General features: G+C 66.9%; 18 protein-coding genes and 2 tRNA genes. 9 read left to right on the forward strand and 11 right to left on the reverse strand.

Annotated features, from left to right (window positions below; all coding sequences use genetic code 11):
- Positions 1-653: 653 nt before the first annotated feature.
- Entirely contained in the window at positions 654-1,301 is a 648-nt protein-coding gene (ccmA, locus tag HNR01_RS04375; RefSeq protein WP_026105731.1) for a heme ABC exporter ATP-binding protein CcmA, read from the forward strand.
- Entirely contained in the window at positions 1,298-1,966 is a 669-nt protein-coding gene (gene ccmB, locus HNR01_RS04380) for a heme exporter protein CcmB (protein WP_183666845.1), read from the forward strand. The genes ccmA and ccmB overlap by 4 nt, the downstream gene beginning before the upstream one ends.
- A 54-nt stretch (positions 1,967-2,020) precedes the next feature.
- Here ccmB and HNR01_RS28130 read toward each other — a convergent pair whose 3' ends face one another.
- Both HNR01_RS28130 and HNR01_RS04385 read right to left on the reverse strand, forming a co-directional pair.
- Positions 2,021-2,284: a hypothetical protein gene (locus HNR01_RS28130; RefSeq protein ID WP_375373185.1), complete on the reverse strand. Its 264-nt coding sequence runs from the start codon at positions 2,282-2,284 to the stop codon at positions 2,021-2,023.
- A gap of 130 nt (positions 2,285-2,414) precedes the next feature.
- Positions 2,415-2,834: a hypothetical protein gene (locus HNR01_RS04385; protein ID WP_183666847.1), complete on the reverse strand. Its 420-nt coding sequence runs from the start codon at positions 2,832-2,834 to the stop codon at positions 2,415-2,417.
- A gap of 787 nt (positions 2,835-3,621) precedes the next feature.
- Here HNR01_RS04385 and HNR01_RS04390 point away from each other — a divergent pair.
- Entirely contained in the window at positions 3,622-3,912 is a 291-nt protein-coding gene (locus HNR01_RS04390) for a hypothetical protein (RefSeq protein WP_017485901.1), read from the forward strand.
- Positions 3,913-4,264: 352 nt separating this feature from the next.
- Here HNR01_RS04390 and HNR01_RS04395 read toward each other — a convergent pair.
- Positions 4,265-4,340 (reverse strand) — tRNA-Thr (locus tag HNR01_RS04395).
- 141 nt (positions 4,341-4,481) lie between these two features.
- Here HNR01_RS04395 and HNR01_RS04400 point away from each other — a divergent pair.
- From HNR01_RS04400 to HNR01_RS04425, 6 genes are all read left to right on the forward strand, one after another.
- Positions 4,482-5,153, forward strand: a complete 672-nt coding sequence (locus HNR01_RS04400; RefSeq protein WP_153876110.1) for a Maf-like protein — start codon at positions 4,482-4,484, stop codon at positions 5,151-5,153.
- Positions 5,135-5,353 (forward strand): DNA gyrase inhibitor YacG, encoded by a 219-nt coding sequence (locus tag HNR01_RS04405; protein ID WP_183666849.1) that lies wholly within the window; start codon positions 5,135-5,137, stop codon positions 5,351-5,353. The genes HNR01_RS04400 and HNR01_RS04405 overlap by 19 nt, the downstream gene beginning before the upstream one ends.
- A 115-nt stretch (positions 5,354-5,468) precedes the next feature.
- Positions 5,469-5,544, forward strand: a tRNA-Phe gene (locus tag HNR01_RS04410).
- Positions 5,545-5,610: 66 nt separating this feature from the next.
- Positions 5,611-5,877 (forward strand): hypothetical protein, encoded by a 267-nt coding sequence (locus HNR01_RS04415; RefSeq protein WP_183666851.1) that lies wholly within the window; start codon positions 5,611-5,613, stop codon positions 5,875-5,877.
- 1,411 nt (positions 5,878-7,288) lie between these two features.
- A complete protein-coding gene (locus HNR01_RS04420; RefSeq protein WP_183666853.1) occupies positions 7,289-9,079 on the forward strand; it encodes an ABC transporter ATP-binding protein in 1,791 nt (596 codons plus the stop codon).
- Positions 9,080-9,192: 113 nt separating this feature from the next.
- On the forward strand, positions 9,193-10,071 hold the full coding sequence (locus tag HNR01_RS04425; RefSeq protein WP_183666855.1) for an aldose 1-epimerase family protein: 879 nt from the start codon (positions 9,193-9,195) through the stop codon (positions 10,069-10,071).
- Between the two features lie 9 nt (positions 10,072-10,080).
- On the opposite strand, the gene HNR01_RS04430 is transcribed toward HNR01_RS04425, so the two are convergent.
- From HNR01_RS04430 to HNR01_RS04465, 8 genes are all read right to left on the reverse strand, one after another.
- Complete coding sequence (locus tag HNR01_RS04430) at positions 10,081-10,290, reverse strand: TOBE domain-containing protein (protein ID WP_017485894.1); 210 nt, start codon at positions 10,288-10,290, stop codon at positions 10,081-10,083.
- An 81-nt stretch (positions 10,291-10,371) separates the two neighbouring features.
- On the reverse strand, positions 10,372-10,752 hold the full coding sequence (locus tag HNR01_RS04435; protein ID WP_153876105.1) for a DUF2293 domain-containing protein: 381 nt from the start codon (positions 10,750-10,752) through the stop codon (positions 10,372-10,374).
- A gap of 83 nt (positions 10,753-10,835) precedes the next feature.
- Complete coding sequence (gene rpsI / locus HNR01_RS04440) at positions 10,836-11,321, reverse strand: 30S ribosomal protein S9 (protein WP_153876104.1); 486 nt, start codon at positions 11,319-11,321, stop codon at positions 10,836-10,838.
- Between the two features lie 2 nt (positions 11,322-11,323).
- Positions 11,324-11,785, reverse strand: coding sequence for a 50S ribosomal protein L13 (gene rplM / locus HNR01_RS04445; RefSeq protein WP_017485891.1), 462 nt, complete (start codon positions 11,783-11,785; stop codon positions 11,324-11,326).
- A gap of 400 nt (positions 11,786-12,185) precedes the next feature.
- A complete protein-coding gene (locus HNR01_RS04450; RefSeq protein ID WP_183666857.1) occupies positions 12,186-13,046 on the reverse strand; it encodes a transglutaminase-like domain-containing protein in 861 nt (286 codons plus the stop codon).
- Positions 13,047-13,134: 88 nt separating this feature from the next.
- A complete protein-coding gene (locus tag HNR01_RS04455) occupies positions 13,135-13,740 on the reverse strand; it encodes a LutC/YkgG family protein (protein WP_183666859.1) in 606 nt (201 codons plus the stop codon).
- Positions 13,737-15,311, reverse strand: a complete 1,575-nt coding sequence (locus HNR01_RS04460; RefSeq protein ID WP_017485888.1) for a lactate utilization protein B — start codon at positions 15,309-15,311, stop codon at positions 13,737-13,739. The genes HNR01_RS04455 and HNR01_RS04460 overlap by 4 nt, the downstream gene beginning before the upstream one ends.
- Positions 15,308-16,051 (reverse strand): (Fe-S)-binding protein, encoded by a 744-nt coding sequence (locus HNR01_RS04465; protein ID WP_017485887.1) that lies wholly within the window; start codon positions 16,049-16,051, stop codon positions 15,308-15,310. Before HNR01_RS04465 ends, HNR01_RS04460 begins: the two co-directional genes overlap by 4 nt.
- Positions 16,052-16,100 lie beyond the last annotated feature (49 nt).

A 16,100-nucleotide genomic window follows, 5' to 3' on the forward strand; every position in this document is an offset into this window, starting at 1 on the left:
AACACGGAGCAGGCATAACCTGCGCCACGAGAGGTGTTCGGCCGGATGCGCTCCAAGGAGCGCGCGCCGCCCCGGGGGTGCCCGGGTAGCGAGTGCCCTCGGTGGACTCCCGGCGCCGGGAGGCCCGCGTATGACACTCAGGATGGTGCGCGAGGGGCGGTTTGGACGCCCTTGAATGATCGCGCGGCGCAGCCTGAGCCGGTCTATAGAACGTTTCGAAATTGCCCGCTACTGGCCCGATGACACAGGCGTGCGACTGACATTCCTGCTCCGAACGTCGTGCAAATGTCCCACGATCAGCCTGCGCCGGACGAGCCGCGGCAGCGGCGCACCGCCGCCCGGAAATGTCGATCCGGTGGAACAGCAAGAGCGCGGCGCGACCTCGTCCTCGTCAGAGCGGAGCGGAATCCACGAGAGCCGCTCGCCATCCATGGCGGTGCGTGCTGCGAAATCGTCGATCAACGTCGCGGGAGTGATGCGCCGGAGGCTCTCGCGGTTCGCGCCAAGCGGCACGATCGGCTATAGGCCGCCGGCGACCGGCTCGCCGACCAGCTCCGGCCGCGGCAACCGGCCCTCGCGTCGCGAGGGACGCATCAGCTTTCCTCGGGACGAAGACGAGACGTGCGGATTTCCTCCTCATCCAAGGCCGATCCGTGCGGTTGATCGTCGAAAATCTTGCCTGCCGCCGCTCCGGGCGCAGGATCTTCTCCGGTCTCTCCTTCACCGTCGGTCGCGGCGAGGGGCTGATGGTGACCGGGCGCAACGGCGCGGGCAAGTCGACTTTGCTGACGATGCTTGCCGGGCGCCTCAAGCCCGATGGCGGCTCGATCCGTGCCGAGGGCATCGGCGAGGCCAGCCTGCCGGAATGCCTTCACGTGATCGGGCATCGGGACGGGCTGAAATCGGCGCTGACTGCCGAGGAGAATCTCGGATTCGCCCGCGACCTGCTTGGAAATCCCGCTGCCCACCCGAAGGCGGCACTGGAGGCGCTGGGCCTGCCGCATGTGGCGCGGCTGCCGGTCGGCTACCTGTCCGCCGGGCAACGGCGCCGGGTCGCGCTAGCGCGGCTCCTCGTCTGTCGCCGCCCGCTCTGGCTCCTCGACGAGCCGACCGCCGCCCTCGACCTCGCATCGCAAGGCGTGCTCGCCGGTTTGATGAAGCATCACCGGTCCGAGGGCGGGCTCGTCATTGCTGCGACGCACCAAGCCCTCGGCCTCGAGGATGCCCGCGAGCTGCGCATCGAACCGTCGCCGCCGCCCTCCCGACCGGATGAAGCGCTCCAAGCGGAAGAGTGGCTATGATTCGCGCGTTCTCCGCCCTGCTCGCGCGCGACCTGAAGCTCGCCGCCCGTGTCGGCGGTTCGGGCGCGCTGTCGCTCGTCTTCTTCCTGATGATCGTGGTACTCGTGCCCTTCGCCCTCGGGCCCGACCTGAACCTTCTCTCGCGGATCGGTCCGGCGATCCTGTGGCTCGCGGCCGTGCTCGCCACCCTGATCGGCCTTGACCGGCTGTTTCAATCGGACGAGGAGGACGGGTCCCTCGACCTAATGACCGGCGCCGCCCTGCCGCTGGAATTGGTGGTGCTGGCCAAGGTACTCGCCGCCTGGCTCACCACCGGCCTGCCCCTGGCGCTTGCCTCGCCGCTTTTCGGATTGCTGGTGGCCCTCTCACCGAAGGCCATGGGTGCAACGGCGCTGACGCTTGCGCTCGGCACGCCGGCCCTCGCCTTCATCGGGGCGGTTGGTGCGGCGCTGACGGCCACCATTCGCCGAGGCGGCCTGATCCTGGCGATCGTTGTGCTGCCGCTGATGATCCCGACCCTGATCTTCGGAGTCTCCGCAGCGGAGTCAGCTCTCGGCGGGACGGTGCCCTTCACAACCCCGCTCACGGTGCTGACCGCCCTGAGCCTGATCGCGGCGGTGGTCGGCACTTTGGCCGCCGCGGCTGCCCTGCGCTGGTCCGAGTAACCGCGACCATCGCCGAGCATCGCGCGTTTCAAGCGGCCAATCGCGATTGCCGGACTACTTATCGCAGCCGATACAGATCCCGGTATCGATCTTGTCGTCCTTCCGTTCCATGGCGGTTTCGCGGTCGAGATTGTTCGAGTCCCGACGCGCGCCTCCGCCCGCGGCTGGCGGCATGGTCCGGCCTACGGGAGACGTATTGGGCGCGTAGATGGTCGAAGCCGGATCACCGCCGGTCCCGGTCTGGGCCGGCCGCTGCGCGACGGCCGGGACCGCAAGGGCGGCTGTGAGGAAAGCTGCGGAGGCGAGATGTGCGATCATCGGTGAACTCCCTAAGAGTTCCAACGCGGTAGCCCTCAGACGGTTCACTTCCCCGCCCCTCATGCGTCTCGATCTCTTGCCGACCGCCACCGCGCCCCGCGGCTCGGCCATCGAGAGCGGCGTTTCACCGTCAATCAGGCCAGTGAATCGCCGCTTCGCGTAAACCCATCACGCGCGCCTCATCCAGTCCGAAGGAGCGGGAAGCATCGAACACCTCGCCCGAAACGCTGACCTCACAGGACTGATGGAGGCTGCCCCCTGCGCACTGCGAAAGCGCCCGTCTGTGGCCGGCGCTCTCGGCCGCACCGACGCGGATCAGCAACTTGCCCGCCATCCGGACATCGCCTGCCGAATCCCTCGGCAGCAGGCCGACACAGGTGATCTCCTCTTCGGTCGTATAGACGAGGTGGCAGTGATCGATCGTAACGCGCTGACCGATATGGTGCCTGGCTGCTCCGACGAAGGCGACCACATCGGCGTGGGCCTCGACAGCCCTCGATGCGGACGGACACAGCAATCCGCCCAGCAACACGGCGCATCCGATCCGCATGACGGCCTCCTCGAACGATCCCGTCGGCGGTTTTGCAATTTCGAGGCCGAATAGGTCCGCAGGACGATCGAACTCGCTGAGTGCGCCGCGCGACCGGAGGGCATCATCCTCTCTCGAGGGTCACTGTGTCTGTCCGCTTTGCGGTGCATGGGTGTTCTGGCTGTCGGTCGGACCCGTGCGCGTGAACGCAAAGACGATGAGTGCCGCCATCACAAGTAGGACGATCGGGAACGCAAGCATCCAACGAGGCATCTCGAGCATCCAAAGGCGAGATCTGAACGACCGGAACCCCTTCGGCGGTCGTTTGGCTCCGCTGGACGTCGCGCCGACAACATATGCGACCGGTGCATGCCCCGTCCGATCCGCCGTCGATTGCATTGTGCAGTGCAACGTGAGAGACAAGGACATGCCGGATCGCGATGGCGTCGCGGTCCCGCAGCCCTTCTTGGGCGTTTCCTCCCTAGACTTCGGGCCGTCCTTCGGGGCGGCCTTTTTTGTTTTCGCTTTCGTTCGTGTTTTCCCAAGGGCTCATACCGCCCCCCTGCGCAGGACCTGCTCTTCCTGTCGCCACCGATCTTCGCGCTGTCCTACACCGTCGCCGAAACGGTGATCGAGCGTATGAAGCTGGTGCCACGGGAGCCGCTGCCGGCATTTTCGACGAACAGACACCGTCATCACGCCGCAGGGCCGTCCGGCAACCGAGCGCTCGCCCAGGGATTTCACTGCGGATAGTGGTCCTCTCCACCTCCTTCAAAGGCTCGGGAGGCCCTTGTTCAGGAGTTCCGTCATGCGTCGCATCGCCCTCACCCTCGCCGCCCTGGGCTGCCTCGGCTCGAGCGCAGCCGTCGCCCAGGTCCAGCCGCCGGGCCTGCCCGGAGGTCAGTTCCCGCCGGGCACGATCATCCAGCGTCAGACCAACACGACCGGCAACACTGTCGATTATATCATCGCGCCCGGGCCCACGGGGGCCGATACCATCACCACCAACTCGGCAGCGGGCGGCAATGCCGGCCAGCCGGAGCGTGCGATTCCGCAGGGCAGCGCCGGCGGCGGCAATGGTGGCGGGAGTTCCCGTTAGACCGACCCGGTCCACGTCGCCGCCGGATTCGTCCGGCGGCGGCAGGATCGCTGACGATGGACGTCCCAGGCATCCGCCGGGCAGGTATGGGATCGAGCGATGAGATCGGCTTCACCAACCGCGTCGGCAGGTCGATATGCGCACATTCGCCCGCTCCCGACAGCGGTGATCTCTACGCAGGAAGGAAGCGGTCGCCGAGATATCGAGGGCAAAAACTGCGGGCTGAGCGGCCCGGTCAGAGCCTGCGTCTTGCCGCAAGGCGGCCGATTCGGAAGCGTCGCAGATGCTTGCCGAGCCATGGAGTGCCCCGGCACGTGAGCTTCGATAAGCGACGACAATTGGCATTGAGCAGTGGTGCCGCAAGAGGGATTCGAACCCCCGACCCCCTCATTACGAATGAGGTGCTCTACCAGCTGAGCTATTGCGGCGTCGCATCCGGCCCGACGCATCGAAGCCTGACGGAATGTGCGGGGTCTTAGACGGACCCTCCGCCCTTGGCAAGCCTCGGAGCGGGTCTGACATCGACATCGCGTTGCGGTGTCGGGGGCCTTGTGCGTAAGACCACGGCGATGAACGAGCTCCTCACCACCGACGCCTTGAAGCCGCAGGGTCCTGTGGGTCCACGCCGGCCGCCTCTCGTACTGGCCTCAGCCTCGCCGCGCCGGCTGGCGCTGCTCCAGCAGGTCGGCATCGAGCCGGATGCCCTCCTGCCGGCCGACCTCGATGAAACCCCGCGCAAGTCGGAATCTCCCCGCGATCTGGCCCGCCGTCTCGCCCGTGAGAAGCTGGAAGCGGCCGGCGCCGCGGCGCGACGCCGGGACGAGTTCCGGGACGCCTATCTCGTATCGGCCGATACCGTGGTGGCGGTGGGACGGCGCGTGCTGCCGAAGGCTGATCTGCTCGATGAAGCGGCGGACTGTCTGCGCCTGCTCTCTGGGCGTGCGCACCGCGTCTATACCGCCGTCTGCGTGCTTTCGCCGAAGGACCGTCGCCGCGAACGCATGGTCGAGACCCGGGTGCGCTTCAAGCGCCTCTCGAACCGCGAGATCGAAGGCTACCTCTCCTCGGGGGAGTGGCGTGGAAAGGCCGGCGGCTACGCCATCCAGGGTCTCGCCGCCGCCTTCGTCGTGAAGCTCGTCGGCTCGCACAGCGCGGTGGTCGGGCTGCCGCTCTATGAAACGCTGAGCCTGCTCGAAGGCGAGGGCTTTCCGGTGCGTGCTGCTTGGGGTTCAGCGTCGTGAAGCAGGCCGTGAACCCGGGGGCCGCGCCCTGTCCGATCTGCGGCAAGCCGGCAAGTCCCGAGACGAAGCCGTTCTGCTCATCCCGCTGTGCTGATATTGACCTCGGCCGCTGGCTCGGGGAGCGCTACGTTATCCCTGGACCGGAGCACGAGGAACTACCCCGTCCGCCCCGATCCGATGACGGCGATCACTCTCTCTGACGCGGAGTTCGGTGCTCGGCAAAAAAGCTTCGCCTCAGGTGCAAGAGAGGCTGGACAGGCCCGAAACCCTTCACTATACCCCCGCCAGCCGACGACGCAGCGCGACGCGGCGGTTGCCCAGGTAGCTCAGTTGGTAGAGCATGCGACTGAAAATCGCAGTGTCGGTGGTTCGATTCCGCCCCTGGGCACCATCTCTCTGAAGAGTCGCTGTGCTCTCAGACAAGAGCATCTCCGAAGAATTCGAAGCCTAGCGGATCGTGGAGCTGTCACCGGCTCACCTGATCCGTGAAGATATTTTAGCCGCTCGGTTGGCGGCTCGGAAGTTTTTCTCCGTCGTCGACCTGATCTGTGCGGCGCCACCCGTCGATGCATCGATGGTCTGTGCCGCGACGGTGTCTCGGCTTCGCATCGGGCAGCAATCGATGCTCGACATCATCACCGAATGTGACAGAGACAAGCGTCAGCCATCGGTGGCGGATGTTGCAGTTCAGCTGAAAGTCTTCATCCTCATATGCAGCGAATAGACACGCTGTCTGCGCCCGTCATGCGAGGTCGACGCATTTCGGTTCTATTTGAGCGATATGCAACACCGGGCTGATTCTGCAGGACGAAGTCCTCACTGTCGAAGCCCTGTATTAGGTCACCACTCGAAGAATGAGTCGAGTCGGGGCATCAGGCAGATGAGAGTTCCCGCCGCGCCAAACACACCCGCCACCATCACAATTGCCGCCACAGCCGGGTCTCCGCGTCATCTCTTCGCGGCCTCAACGCAGAACGGGCTCGGCAAGTTTCAAGTGGTCGAGAAGGCAGGACGGGAGTTGTCGATTCACCACTTCAAGAAACGATCCGCACTCGGACGCGCAGCGATGGTGATGGCGATCGCGCCGATGGCGCCGATCAGCATGATGGCGGCGGCAAGGATCATGACGGTTGCTCCACGGCGCGGGTCCAGGAATGACCTGAGACCAACGAGCGAGAACTGTGGCGCGTGCCGTGCGGCAGATTGGCCCTCACCGGACAACCATCTCAGCCCTTAGCTATCCCGTCCGATGCCAAGCCCTCTCAGAATGTCGCCGATCGGATCGATCCGGGCCGCCTTCTGCGGCGGCGTCGCCGCTGCCTCCGGTGCGGGAGGCGGCGTGTCGGTGGCGAGGGGCTCGACCCCGGCCGGACGCGGCCGGGCGGCCACCTTCGCGGCGCGATGGCGGCGCACAGCCTGAACCCGCTGTCCCGCCTCCCCTTTCGCGAACTCCCCTCTCGCGAAGTCGTCGGAGGCGAGAAGGGCCGCGGTTTCAGGAGGCAGAAGGGTGAAGCTCGCCGGCCTGGGAGCCGGCCTGACCTCGGCTCGACGCCGCCGCCTCCGTTACGATGGATAGTCCCACCTTCTGTCGAGGAGGATCGGTCCATCCCTCGCTACCGCCGCTCGAACTCGCCTCCACGGCGCCCCTCTGCAGAGGCGGGGCAGCCGAATTCTGCTCACGAATGAGCGGAGAAGACGCGACCAGGCCGAAAACCATGACGGCGGTGGTGGCAAGGACGGATCTATAGTGTTCCATACTTGCAGAACGTACCGTCAAGGTTCCGGTTCCGCGGGCGAACTCTGATCCCGGAGTGGTCGCCGCGCGCCGGATCTGATCCCGCGGCAGGCGAGAATTCCGCAGTGCAGAGAGGCCCTGAGCGTCGTCAACGCGGCGGTCGGTGCCCGAGTTCTGCCGCACGTCACGGGCGCGGACGCCGCCTCGGCTTGACGGCCCCCGCGCCCGCCGTGCTAGAGACCCGGTCGAGAAGCAGGCGGGCTCAAGGGTGCGTTTGTCATCAATCACTTAAGCGGCGCTTCGAACCTGCCCGGCATGGAGCGCACGTATCGTGTTCGAAGGCGGTCGCGGTTCATGCCCGCGCTCTCGAACCTAGCGCCCCTCTCGCCCCGGTGACCGTTTGAGGACCCTCCTCGATCTCCTGCGGGTGATGCGGCGGCGCGACCGGCAGCGGCTGTCATGGCTCGGGCTGGGACTGGGGTTTGCCGCCCTTCTCGAAGTGGTCGGCGTCGCGTCGGTGCTCCCGTTCCTCACGCTGGTGGGCGATCCCGGCGCGGCCGCACGCATCCCCTACCTCGCCAGCCTTCGCAGCGCCTTCGGCCTCGGCGATGACCGCGCCTTCCTCCTCGCTACGGGGTTCGCCGCCCTCGCCGCGATTCTGGTCACCAGCGCGGTCAACGCCGCCTTCGCCTACGCTCAGCTCCTGTTCGCGCACCTTGTCGGATACGACTTCGCGCGGCGCCTGCTCGCTCGCTACGTCGGTCGCGAGAGGCTCTTCTTCGCCCATGCCAACAGCGCCGAGCTCGCCAAGAACGTGCTGAGCGAGACGGACCGCCTCGTCGTCGGCGTGTTCACTCCAGCCATGGTGATCGCCTCGCGCGGCGCCTCGGCCCTCGCGGTGGTCATTTTCCTGATCGCCTATCAGCCACGGCTCGCGCTGATTCTCGGCGGCGGCTTCGGCGGGCTCTACGTCGCGATCTACCTCGTCATGCGAGCCCGCCTGGCCCGGCTCGGCGCGCGGGCGGTGGCGGGTAACGAGGGGCGCTACCGGGTCGTGCAGGAGACCTTCGGAGCTCTGACCGAACTCAAGCTCTACGGTCGCGCCGAGACCTTCACGGCCAGGTTCGATGCGCCGGCCCGCTCCTACGCCCACGCGCTCGCCTCCAGTCTGGTCACCGGACAACTGCCGCGTTTCGTCATCGAATCACTCGCCTTCGGCGGCGTGATCGCGGTCGTGCTCTTCGCGCTGACGCAGGGCATCGACACCGCCGGGATGCTGCCGCTGCTCGGCCTGTTCGCCTTCGCCGGCTACCGCATGCTGCCGGCCTTCCAGAACATCTTCACCTCCGTCTCGCAGCTGCGTTTCCACCTGCCCGGCGTGCGTCTCGTCGTTGATGCGCTGGCGGGCGAGCGCGAGCCGCGTCCTCGCACCGCCGAGCGTCTGCCCTTCACCAAAGCGATCCGCCTGGAGGACGTCGCCTTCGATTACGAGCCCGGCCGGCCCACCCTGCGCGGCATCGACCTGACGATTCCCGCCCACACCACAATCGGACTCATCGGCCGCACCGGCTCGGGCAAGTCGACCCTGGTGGGCCTGATCCTGGGCATTCTCACACCCAATCGGGGCCGCGTCCTGATCGATGGCCGGCCCCTCGATCCAGACAGCCTTCCGGCGTGGCAGAACCGGATCGGTTACGTGCCGCAGGACGTCTTTCTCATCGACGGCAGCATCGCGCAGAACATCGCCCTCGGCATCGAGCCGGACCGGCTCGACCGGGCGGCCGTGGAACGCGCCGCGCGGCTTGCCGGCGCGCACGACTTCGTCACCGCCCTAAGCAACGGCTACGAGACCGGCGTCGGCGAGCGCGGGGCGAGGCTCAGCGGCGGCCAGCGCCAGCGCATCGGCATCGCCCGCGCGCTCTATCACGACCCCGACGTCATCGTGTTCGACGAGGCGACGAGCGCCCTCGACGGCGAGACAGAGGCGGCGGTGATGGAAGCGCTCGGCGCGCTCGGCGGCACACGCACCATCATCATGATCGCCCATCGCCTGACCTCTCTGCGACGGGCCGACACGGTCCACGTCGTCGAGGATGGGCGGATCGTCGCCTCCGGGCCGCCCTCGCAGGTAATCGCGGATCCGGCCACGTCGACGCCGCCCGGCGGCACCGTCACGGCGCAGAGCCGATAAGGGCTCCGTTTCGGCACAGCGGATGCGGCCTCTTTTCTCCGAAAGGCAATGGCCACCATTCGCGGCGATGCTCTATCGCTTCCAAGCGGAGCGTTAAAGCGGGGACGGTGGTGATGGGCGAGACGATCGAGATCCGAGCCGGCGACGGCAGCACGGCGCGGATCGCGCTCCGCGGAGCCGAGCCGGTCTCCTGGCAGGTGGAGGAGCGAGAATATCTCTGGAACGGCGATCCCGCACACTGGAATCGAAGCGCGCCCTGGCTCTTCCCGGTCGTCGGCGCCTCCGCCGGAGGCGCCGTGCAGGTGGAGGGCCGGCGCTACCCGATGGCTCAGCACGGCTTTGCCCGCGACCAGCCCTTCGCGGTCATCGATCGAAGCGAAGAGGCGGTCTCCCTGAGCCTGAGCGACGATGAGGAGACGCGGGCGCAGTATCCCTTCCCGTTCCAGCTGACGATCGAGGCCCGCATCAGGCCCAAAACGCTCGCCTTCGAGATTCGCATCGAGAATCCGGGCGCGTCTCCCCTGCCCTACGCCCTCGGCTTCCACCCCGCCTTTCCGTGGCCCTTCGCGGGCGGCGAGCGTCGCGCCGGCGGCGGTTACGCGGTTCTGTTCGAGCGGGCGGAGCGGCCGTTCGTGCCCGAGGTCGGTGCGGGTGGGCTTTTGGTGCGCAGCGAGCGCGCGCTCGCCCTCGACGGGGCGCGGCTCGATCTGGATCCGAACATGTTCACCGAGGCCCTCGTTTTCCTGAACGCGCATAGCCGGACAATGCGGTTCGCGGCGCCGAACGGCCGGGCCATCGCCATGCGGATGGAGGATTTCCCTCATCTCGCGGTCTGGACGAAACCAACAGCGCCGTTCCTGTCGCTCGAAGCCTGGACCGGCCACGCCGATTGGGCCGGCTTCGATGGCGAGCTGGCGGAGAGGGACTCGCAGCGCCAGCTGGCGCCGGGCGCGACCGCCCGGCACGGGATCGTACTGGCGATCGAAGACTGAGTCCGATCGTCAATCGACGGCGATGATGACGTCGGAGCTCTTGATCACGGCGTAGGCGTCACCGCCGACCTTGAGCCCGAGCGCATCGACCGACTCGTTGGTGATGGCCGAGGTGACGACCTGGCCGCTGGCGATCTCGATCTTCACATGCGCCGTGGTCGCGCCCTTCTCGACCGAAACGACCTTGCCCTTGAGGACGTTTCGCGCGCTGAGCTTCATGGATGGCTTTCTCCGTTGCTGGGATGGCCCTCCCTGCCCCAGCCGTCGCGGGCCGGCAAGCGGCAGCCATCCGCTTGTCCCTCACACGTCAGGGAGATCGTCCTCGCCCAGATCGGCATCGGCCTCTTCCGAGACGCGCCGGCGGCAGCCCCACTCGGCCAGCATCGCGTTCATGTCGTCGAGCACGAAGTGACGGGCGCTGTCGCGGTCGTAGCCCTCGTCGAGGAGGTCGTCGTACTCGGTGAAGGCATGGCGGGCGAAAGCCGTGAGGGCGAGCCAGGCCGCATTTTCCGGCACGGCGCCTCGCAGACCGGGGCTGCGCAGCGCCCGATCCACCACCGCCTCCGCTTCGAACTCCGGCAGCCGCGGGGCCAGCCGCATCAGCGCCTCCGTCACCAACGTGCGCCGATCCGCCAACGGGGCAACGCCAGCCGGACGGTCCGGGCTCACTCCCTTCTTCATGCGACGACCTCGCCTCGTTGCGCGACACGAAAAAGGGCGGAGCCTCGCGGCCCCGCCCCTGACAACGTCGAAGATGAAGCGCCTTAGCGCTTCGAGAACTGGAAGCTGCGGCGGGCCTTCTTGCGGCCGTACTTCTTGCGCTCCACGACGCGCGGGTCGCGGGTCAGGAAGCCCTCGCGCTTGAGCGGCGAACGCAGTTCCGGCTCGTAGTAGGTCAGAGCCTTGGACAGGCCGTGGCGCACGGCGCCCGCCTGACCGGAGAGACCGCCACCCTTCACCGTGACGGTGATGTCGTACTGGTCGACGCGGCTGACGATCTCCAGCGGCTGGCGCAGGATCATGCGCAGCACCGGACGGGCGAAGTAGGTCTCGACCGGGCGGCCGTTGACGACCACGGTGCCGTTGCCGGGCTTGATCCAGACGCGGGCGACCGCGTCCTTGCGCTTGCCGGTGGCGTAGGCGCGGCCCTGGGCGTCCAGCTTCTGGACGTGGACGGGCGCCTCGTTCTCCGAGTTGCTCGTCTGGGTGTTCGCCCGATTGAGATCGGCGAGGGACTGAAGGGTCGCCATGATCAAGCGCTCACGTTCTTACGGTTGAGGGAGCCGACGTCGAGCGCCTGCGGCTGCTGGGCCTCGTGGGGGTGCTCGGCGCCCTTGTAGACGCGCAGGTTGCCGAGGATCTGGCGGAAGAGCGGGCCGCGGGGCAGCATGCGCTCGACAGCCTTCTCGACCACGCGCTCGGGGAACCGGCCCTCGAGGATGAACTTGGCCGAGCGCTCCTTGATGCCGCCCGGATAGCCCGTGTGGTGGTAGTAGACCTTCTGGTCGTACTTGCGGCCGGTGAACTTCACCTTGTCCGCGTTGATGACGATGACGTTGTCGCCGCAATCGACGTGGGGCGTGTAGGCGGCCTTGTGCTTGCCGCGCAGGCGCATCGCCACGATCGAAGCGAGACGGCCCACGACGAGGCCCTCGGCGTCGATCACGACCCACTTCTTGTCGACGTCGGCGGGCTTCAGCGAAGTGGTCTTCATGGCCGATTCCCGTGCCGGTGACGTTGGAAACAAGGCGCCGCCGCGTCGGGTGAGGACGCAGCGGCGTGCGGGAGGGTCACTACGGAGGATTCGCGGCCGCGTCAAGGCGCGACACGGACGCCTAAGCCAGAAAACCGCAATGAAACGAAGGCTCTTGACACTACGGTATCAAGATACCGCATCTCTCTTGGGGTCTGGGCCGGATCCGCACGCTCCCGAGCGGTCGATGTGAGGACAAGAAAAACCCGCCGCGGATTGGACCGGGCGGGTTGAGTTGGAGATTCGTCCGGATAACCCGAACATAAAGGCAGACGGGTGATCGCGCCGGGTAATCCGGCTCGGACGAAAAAATTTCAAATTTTTTGCCGACGGCTCGGCAGAAGCGGTGAGGCAATCGCAATCACACGGCGCCAGCATTTGGGGCCGGTGTTTCGGTCGAGATTGCATCGACCGTCCGTTGTGCCGGCTCGGGGCCTCCATCGGCCCGGTCGATGCGGATCTCCATGCCGGTGGGCTCCATCGTCCCGAACGGCGTCGAGAAGGCGATCTCGGCGGCGTCCCGGCCGACCCCGATGCGCACGAGACCGTCGAGATGGGCTTGGCGGGTCGCGTCGAACAGCCACCAGCGCCCATCGAGATAGGCCTCGAACACGGCGTGGAAGTCGCGCGGTACGAGGCCGTAGGCGTAGCAACTGACGAAGCGGGCCGGGATGCCGAGCGCCCGGCAGAAGGCCGTGCCGAGATGCGCGAAATCGCGGCAGACGCCCGCCCGCTTGAGAAGCGTCTCGTCGGCGGTCGTCTCGCTGTCGCTGGCGCCGCGCTGATAGGCGATGTGATCGTGGATCCAGTTACAGATCGCGTTGACCCGCTCATGACCCTGGGGCAGCGCCCCGAATTCGGCCTGAGCGAACGGCGTCAGGCGGTCCGAGGAGACAAAACGGCTCGGCAGGAGGAAGGGCAGGATGTCGAGAGGAAGCTCCGCGACCGGCGTCTCGCGGATCGTCGCCGGGTCGGCCCGGGTCACGCTCAGCGCGACCTCGGCGTTGTACTCGAGCGAGAGCGCACCCTCCTGCGCGGTGACGCCGAGGTAGCGGTTCTTGAGGTCGGGATGAACGTAGACCCGACGCCCCGGATCAGGCGTCAAGGTCAGGGCTTCGCTGATGATATCGAGGCTGCGCAATTGTGCGACCTCGACGTTGAAGATGAAGGTGGTGGGGCTCTTGACCTCGTAGGCGAGGCTGCAGCCGAGCTTGAACCGCACGGGTCGTCTCCGGATCTTCGCGGGGGTTGCCGCCTCGCCAAGCGAGGCATTTGGTCGCAAACGCGCGGAGGATCCGTCGGCTCCGTTTTCAGGCTGCCTGTTTTTTGCGCTGCAACAGAAGAACCGTCAGAGAGCGGACACCCTGCGCTCCGTGGATCAGGACGCCCTCGATGTCGGCGGTAGCCGACGGACCCGTGTGGAGCACGGCGTAGGCTGCCTGGGCGAAGTCGGGTCGCTTGTAGGCCGCCTGGATGTTCACGACGATGTCGCCGGGATCGAGCAGGACGATCAGGTGCTGGGCGAGATAGGCGACCGAGTTCACGATCAGGTCGCTTTCCGTGAACAGCACCGAGCCGGTTTCGGCCACGCCGAAGCGGGCGCGCACCACCGCAACGTCCACGTCGGCCAGATCGCCCGGCTTACGGACGGCGCCGAGATCGCGGTTTCCGACGAATTCCGGCACGGCGGAGGCGATCACCCGCGCCCCATCGAAGCGCGACCGCACCGTCGCGAACGGATCGGAGGCCGGACCGGCCCGCTCGACCCGGCCACCCATCTTGCCCAGGCGCTCGGCGAATTCGGCCACGAGGTCGTCGCCTACGAGGGGCGCGAAGGTCGGCACCTCGGGCAGCGGAAAGTCGCCGGCCGGGCGGTTCGTCCGCAGCCGTTCGAGGATCGCGTCACGGGGGCTCACGCGTCGCCTCCCTTCTTCATGCGGTTCTGCCGGTACCATGCGTGGAAGCTCTGGCGCGGGGCGTGGGGCATCTCGCGCTTCTTCCCCCACGTGTTGGCCGGGTTGTAGACGGCGAAGCGCGGCAGCACGCGAAGCGCCGAATCGGCGGTCTGGATCGCTGCGCGATAGGCAGCGGGGCGGCTGAGCACGGCACCGGCCGCCTTCATCATCCCCTGCTTCAGCAGCGGGATCTGATGCTCCTCGGCCAGCACCTTGCGCCAGGCGAAGATCTGCTCGTGGATGTTGATCTTCACCGGGCAGACGTTGGTGCAGGAGCCGTTCATGGTCGAGGAGAACGGCAGGGTCGAGTATTTCCGCTTGTTGAAGGTCGGGTCGATGATGAGCCCGATCGGGCCGGAATAGGTCGCGCCGTAGGAGAGGCCGCCCGAGCGCCGGTAGACCGGGCAGGTGTTCATGCAGGCGCCGCAGCGGATGCATTTGAGCGAAGTCCAGAATTCCTCCATCGCCAGCCGCTCGGAGCGGCCGTTATCGACCAGCACCATGTGCATCTCGGTTCCCGGTCGCGGCGCGCGGAAATGCGAGGTGTACTGGGTGATCGGCGAGCCGAGCGCCGAGCGCGAGAGCAGCCGGATGAACACGCCGAGATGCTCGACGCGCGGGATCAGCTTCTCGATGCCGATCGAGTGAATCTGCAGCGGCGGCACGTTGCCGGACAGGTCGGCATTGCCCTCGTTGGTGCAGGTGACGACCGTGCCGGTCTCGGCGATGGCGAAGTTGCAGCCGGTCAGCCCCGCATCGGCCTTGAGGATCAGCGGACGAGTGGTCTCGCGCTGGCTCTCGGCGAGGTAGTGGGCGTCGTCGTTGTCGGGGTCGGTCCCGAGGGTCCGGGCGAACACGTCGGCGACGTCGAGGCGGGTCTTATGGACCGCCGGCATCACCACGTGGCTCGGCTCCTCCTCGTCGAGTTGCTGGATGCGCTCGCCGAGATCGGTCTCGATCACGTCGATGTCGTGGGCTGCCATGAAGTGACGGAAGCCGCACTCCTCGGTCAGCATCGACTTCGATTTCACCAGAGATTTGGCGCCGTGCTTCCTCAGGATGTCGAGCACGATCCGGTTATGCGCCGCCCCGTCCTCGGCCCAGTGGACGTGGACGCCGTTGGCCTTGGCCGCCGCCTCGAACTGTTCGAGGTAGCGGTCGAGATGGGTGAGCGTATGGGTCTTGATCTGCGAGGCGAGTTCGCGAAGCTCCTCCCATTCGGGGATGCCGTGGGCAGCCACGTCGCGCTTGCGGCGGACATCCCACAGGCGCTCGTCATGGGCCTTCTGGTGCAGCGGCGCGGCGAGGAAGCGCTCGGCGGCTTCCGCCTGATCGATCGGCCGGTTGCCGCGGATCTTCGCACCCCGGGGCTGCGGCTCGCGCGGGGCATCGGCACGGATCGGCTTCGAGGCGGCCTCGGCGTGCTGGAGCCGGTCGCCGCCGGGTCCCCGCTCGCTCTCGTCGGAGGGGGCGCGCACCTCGCGGTGGAGCACGTCCTCGGTCTGGCGCGGGGTCAGGTCGTCGCTGCTCATGCGGCGGCTCCGTTCAGCACCTGGGCGATGTGGATGTATCGCAGCGGCACGCCGAGACGCTCGGCGCAGCCCTTCTGATGCATCAGGCAGGAGGAATCGGCCGAAACGACGTACTCGGCGCCGGCCCGGGCCTGATCCGTCACCTTGTCGTAGCCCATCTTGGCAGAGACCGCCGGCTCGAACACCGAGAAGGTGCCGCCGAAGCCGCAGCATTCGTCGGGGCGCGTCAGATCGACGACCTCCAGCCCCTTCACCTTCTTCAGAAGGTTGAGGGGCTTCGAGAAGAACGGCCTGTTCAGCTCGGTCGGCCGGGCATGGCCGATGCCGCGCAGGGCGTTGCAGTTCGAGTGGTAGGCGACCTTGTGCGGAAACTCTGCCCAGGGCAGCTCCTCGATCTTCAGGACATCGTGCAGGAACTCGACCAGTTCGAAGGTCTTGGCCCGCACCGCCTTGACCTCATCGGTCTGCGGGATGGCGGTGAGGTGCTCGCGCACCTGATGCACGCAGGAGCCAGACGGGGCGACGACATAATCGAACCCTGAGAAATTCTTGACGAACAGAGCCTCGGTCGCGGCCGCCTCCTGGTGGCAGCCGGTATTCGTCATCGGCTGGCCGCAACAGGTCTGATCGTAGGGATATTCGACAGACAGGCCGAAGCGCTCCAGCAGCTCCAGCGTGGCAATGCCGACCTCCGGCTCGAAGGCATCGACGTAGCAGGGGACGAAAAGCCCGATCCGCATGGCGCTCTTTGATCGCGATTTCAGCCGAGTGCGCGGCCCGTCCACCTTG

The sequence above is a fragment of the Methylorubrum rhodesianum genome (assembly GCF_014199985.1).
GTDB classification, from domain to species: Bacteria; Pseudomonadota; Alphaproteobacteria; order Rhizobiales; family Beijerinckiaceae; genus Methylobacterium; species Methylobacterium rhodesianum.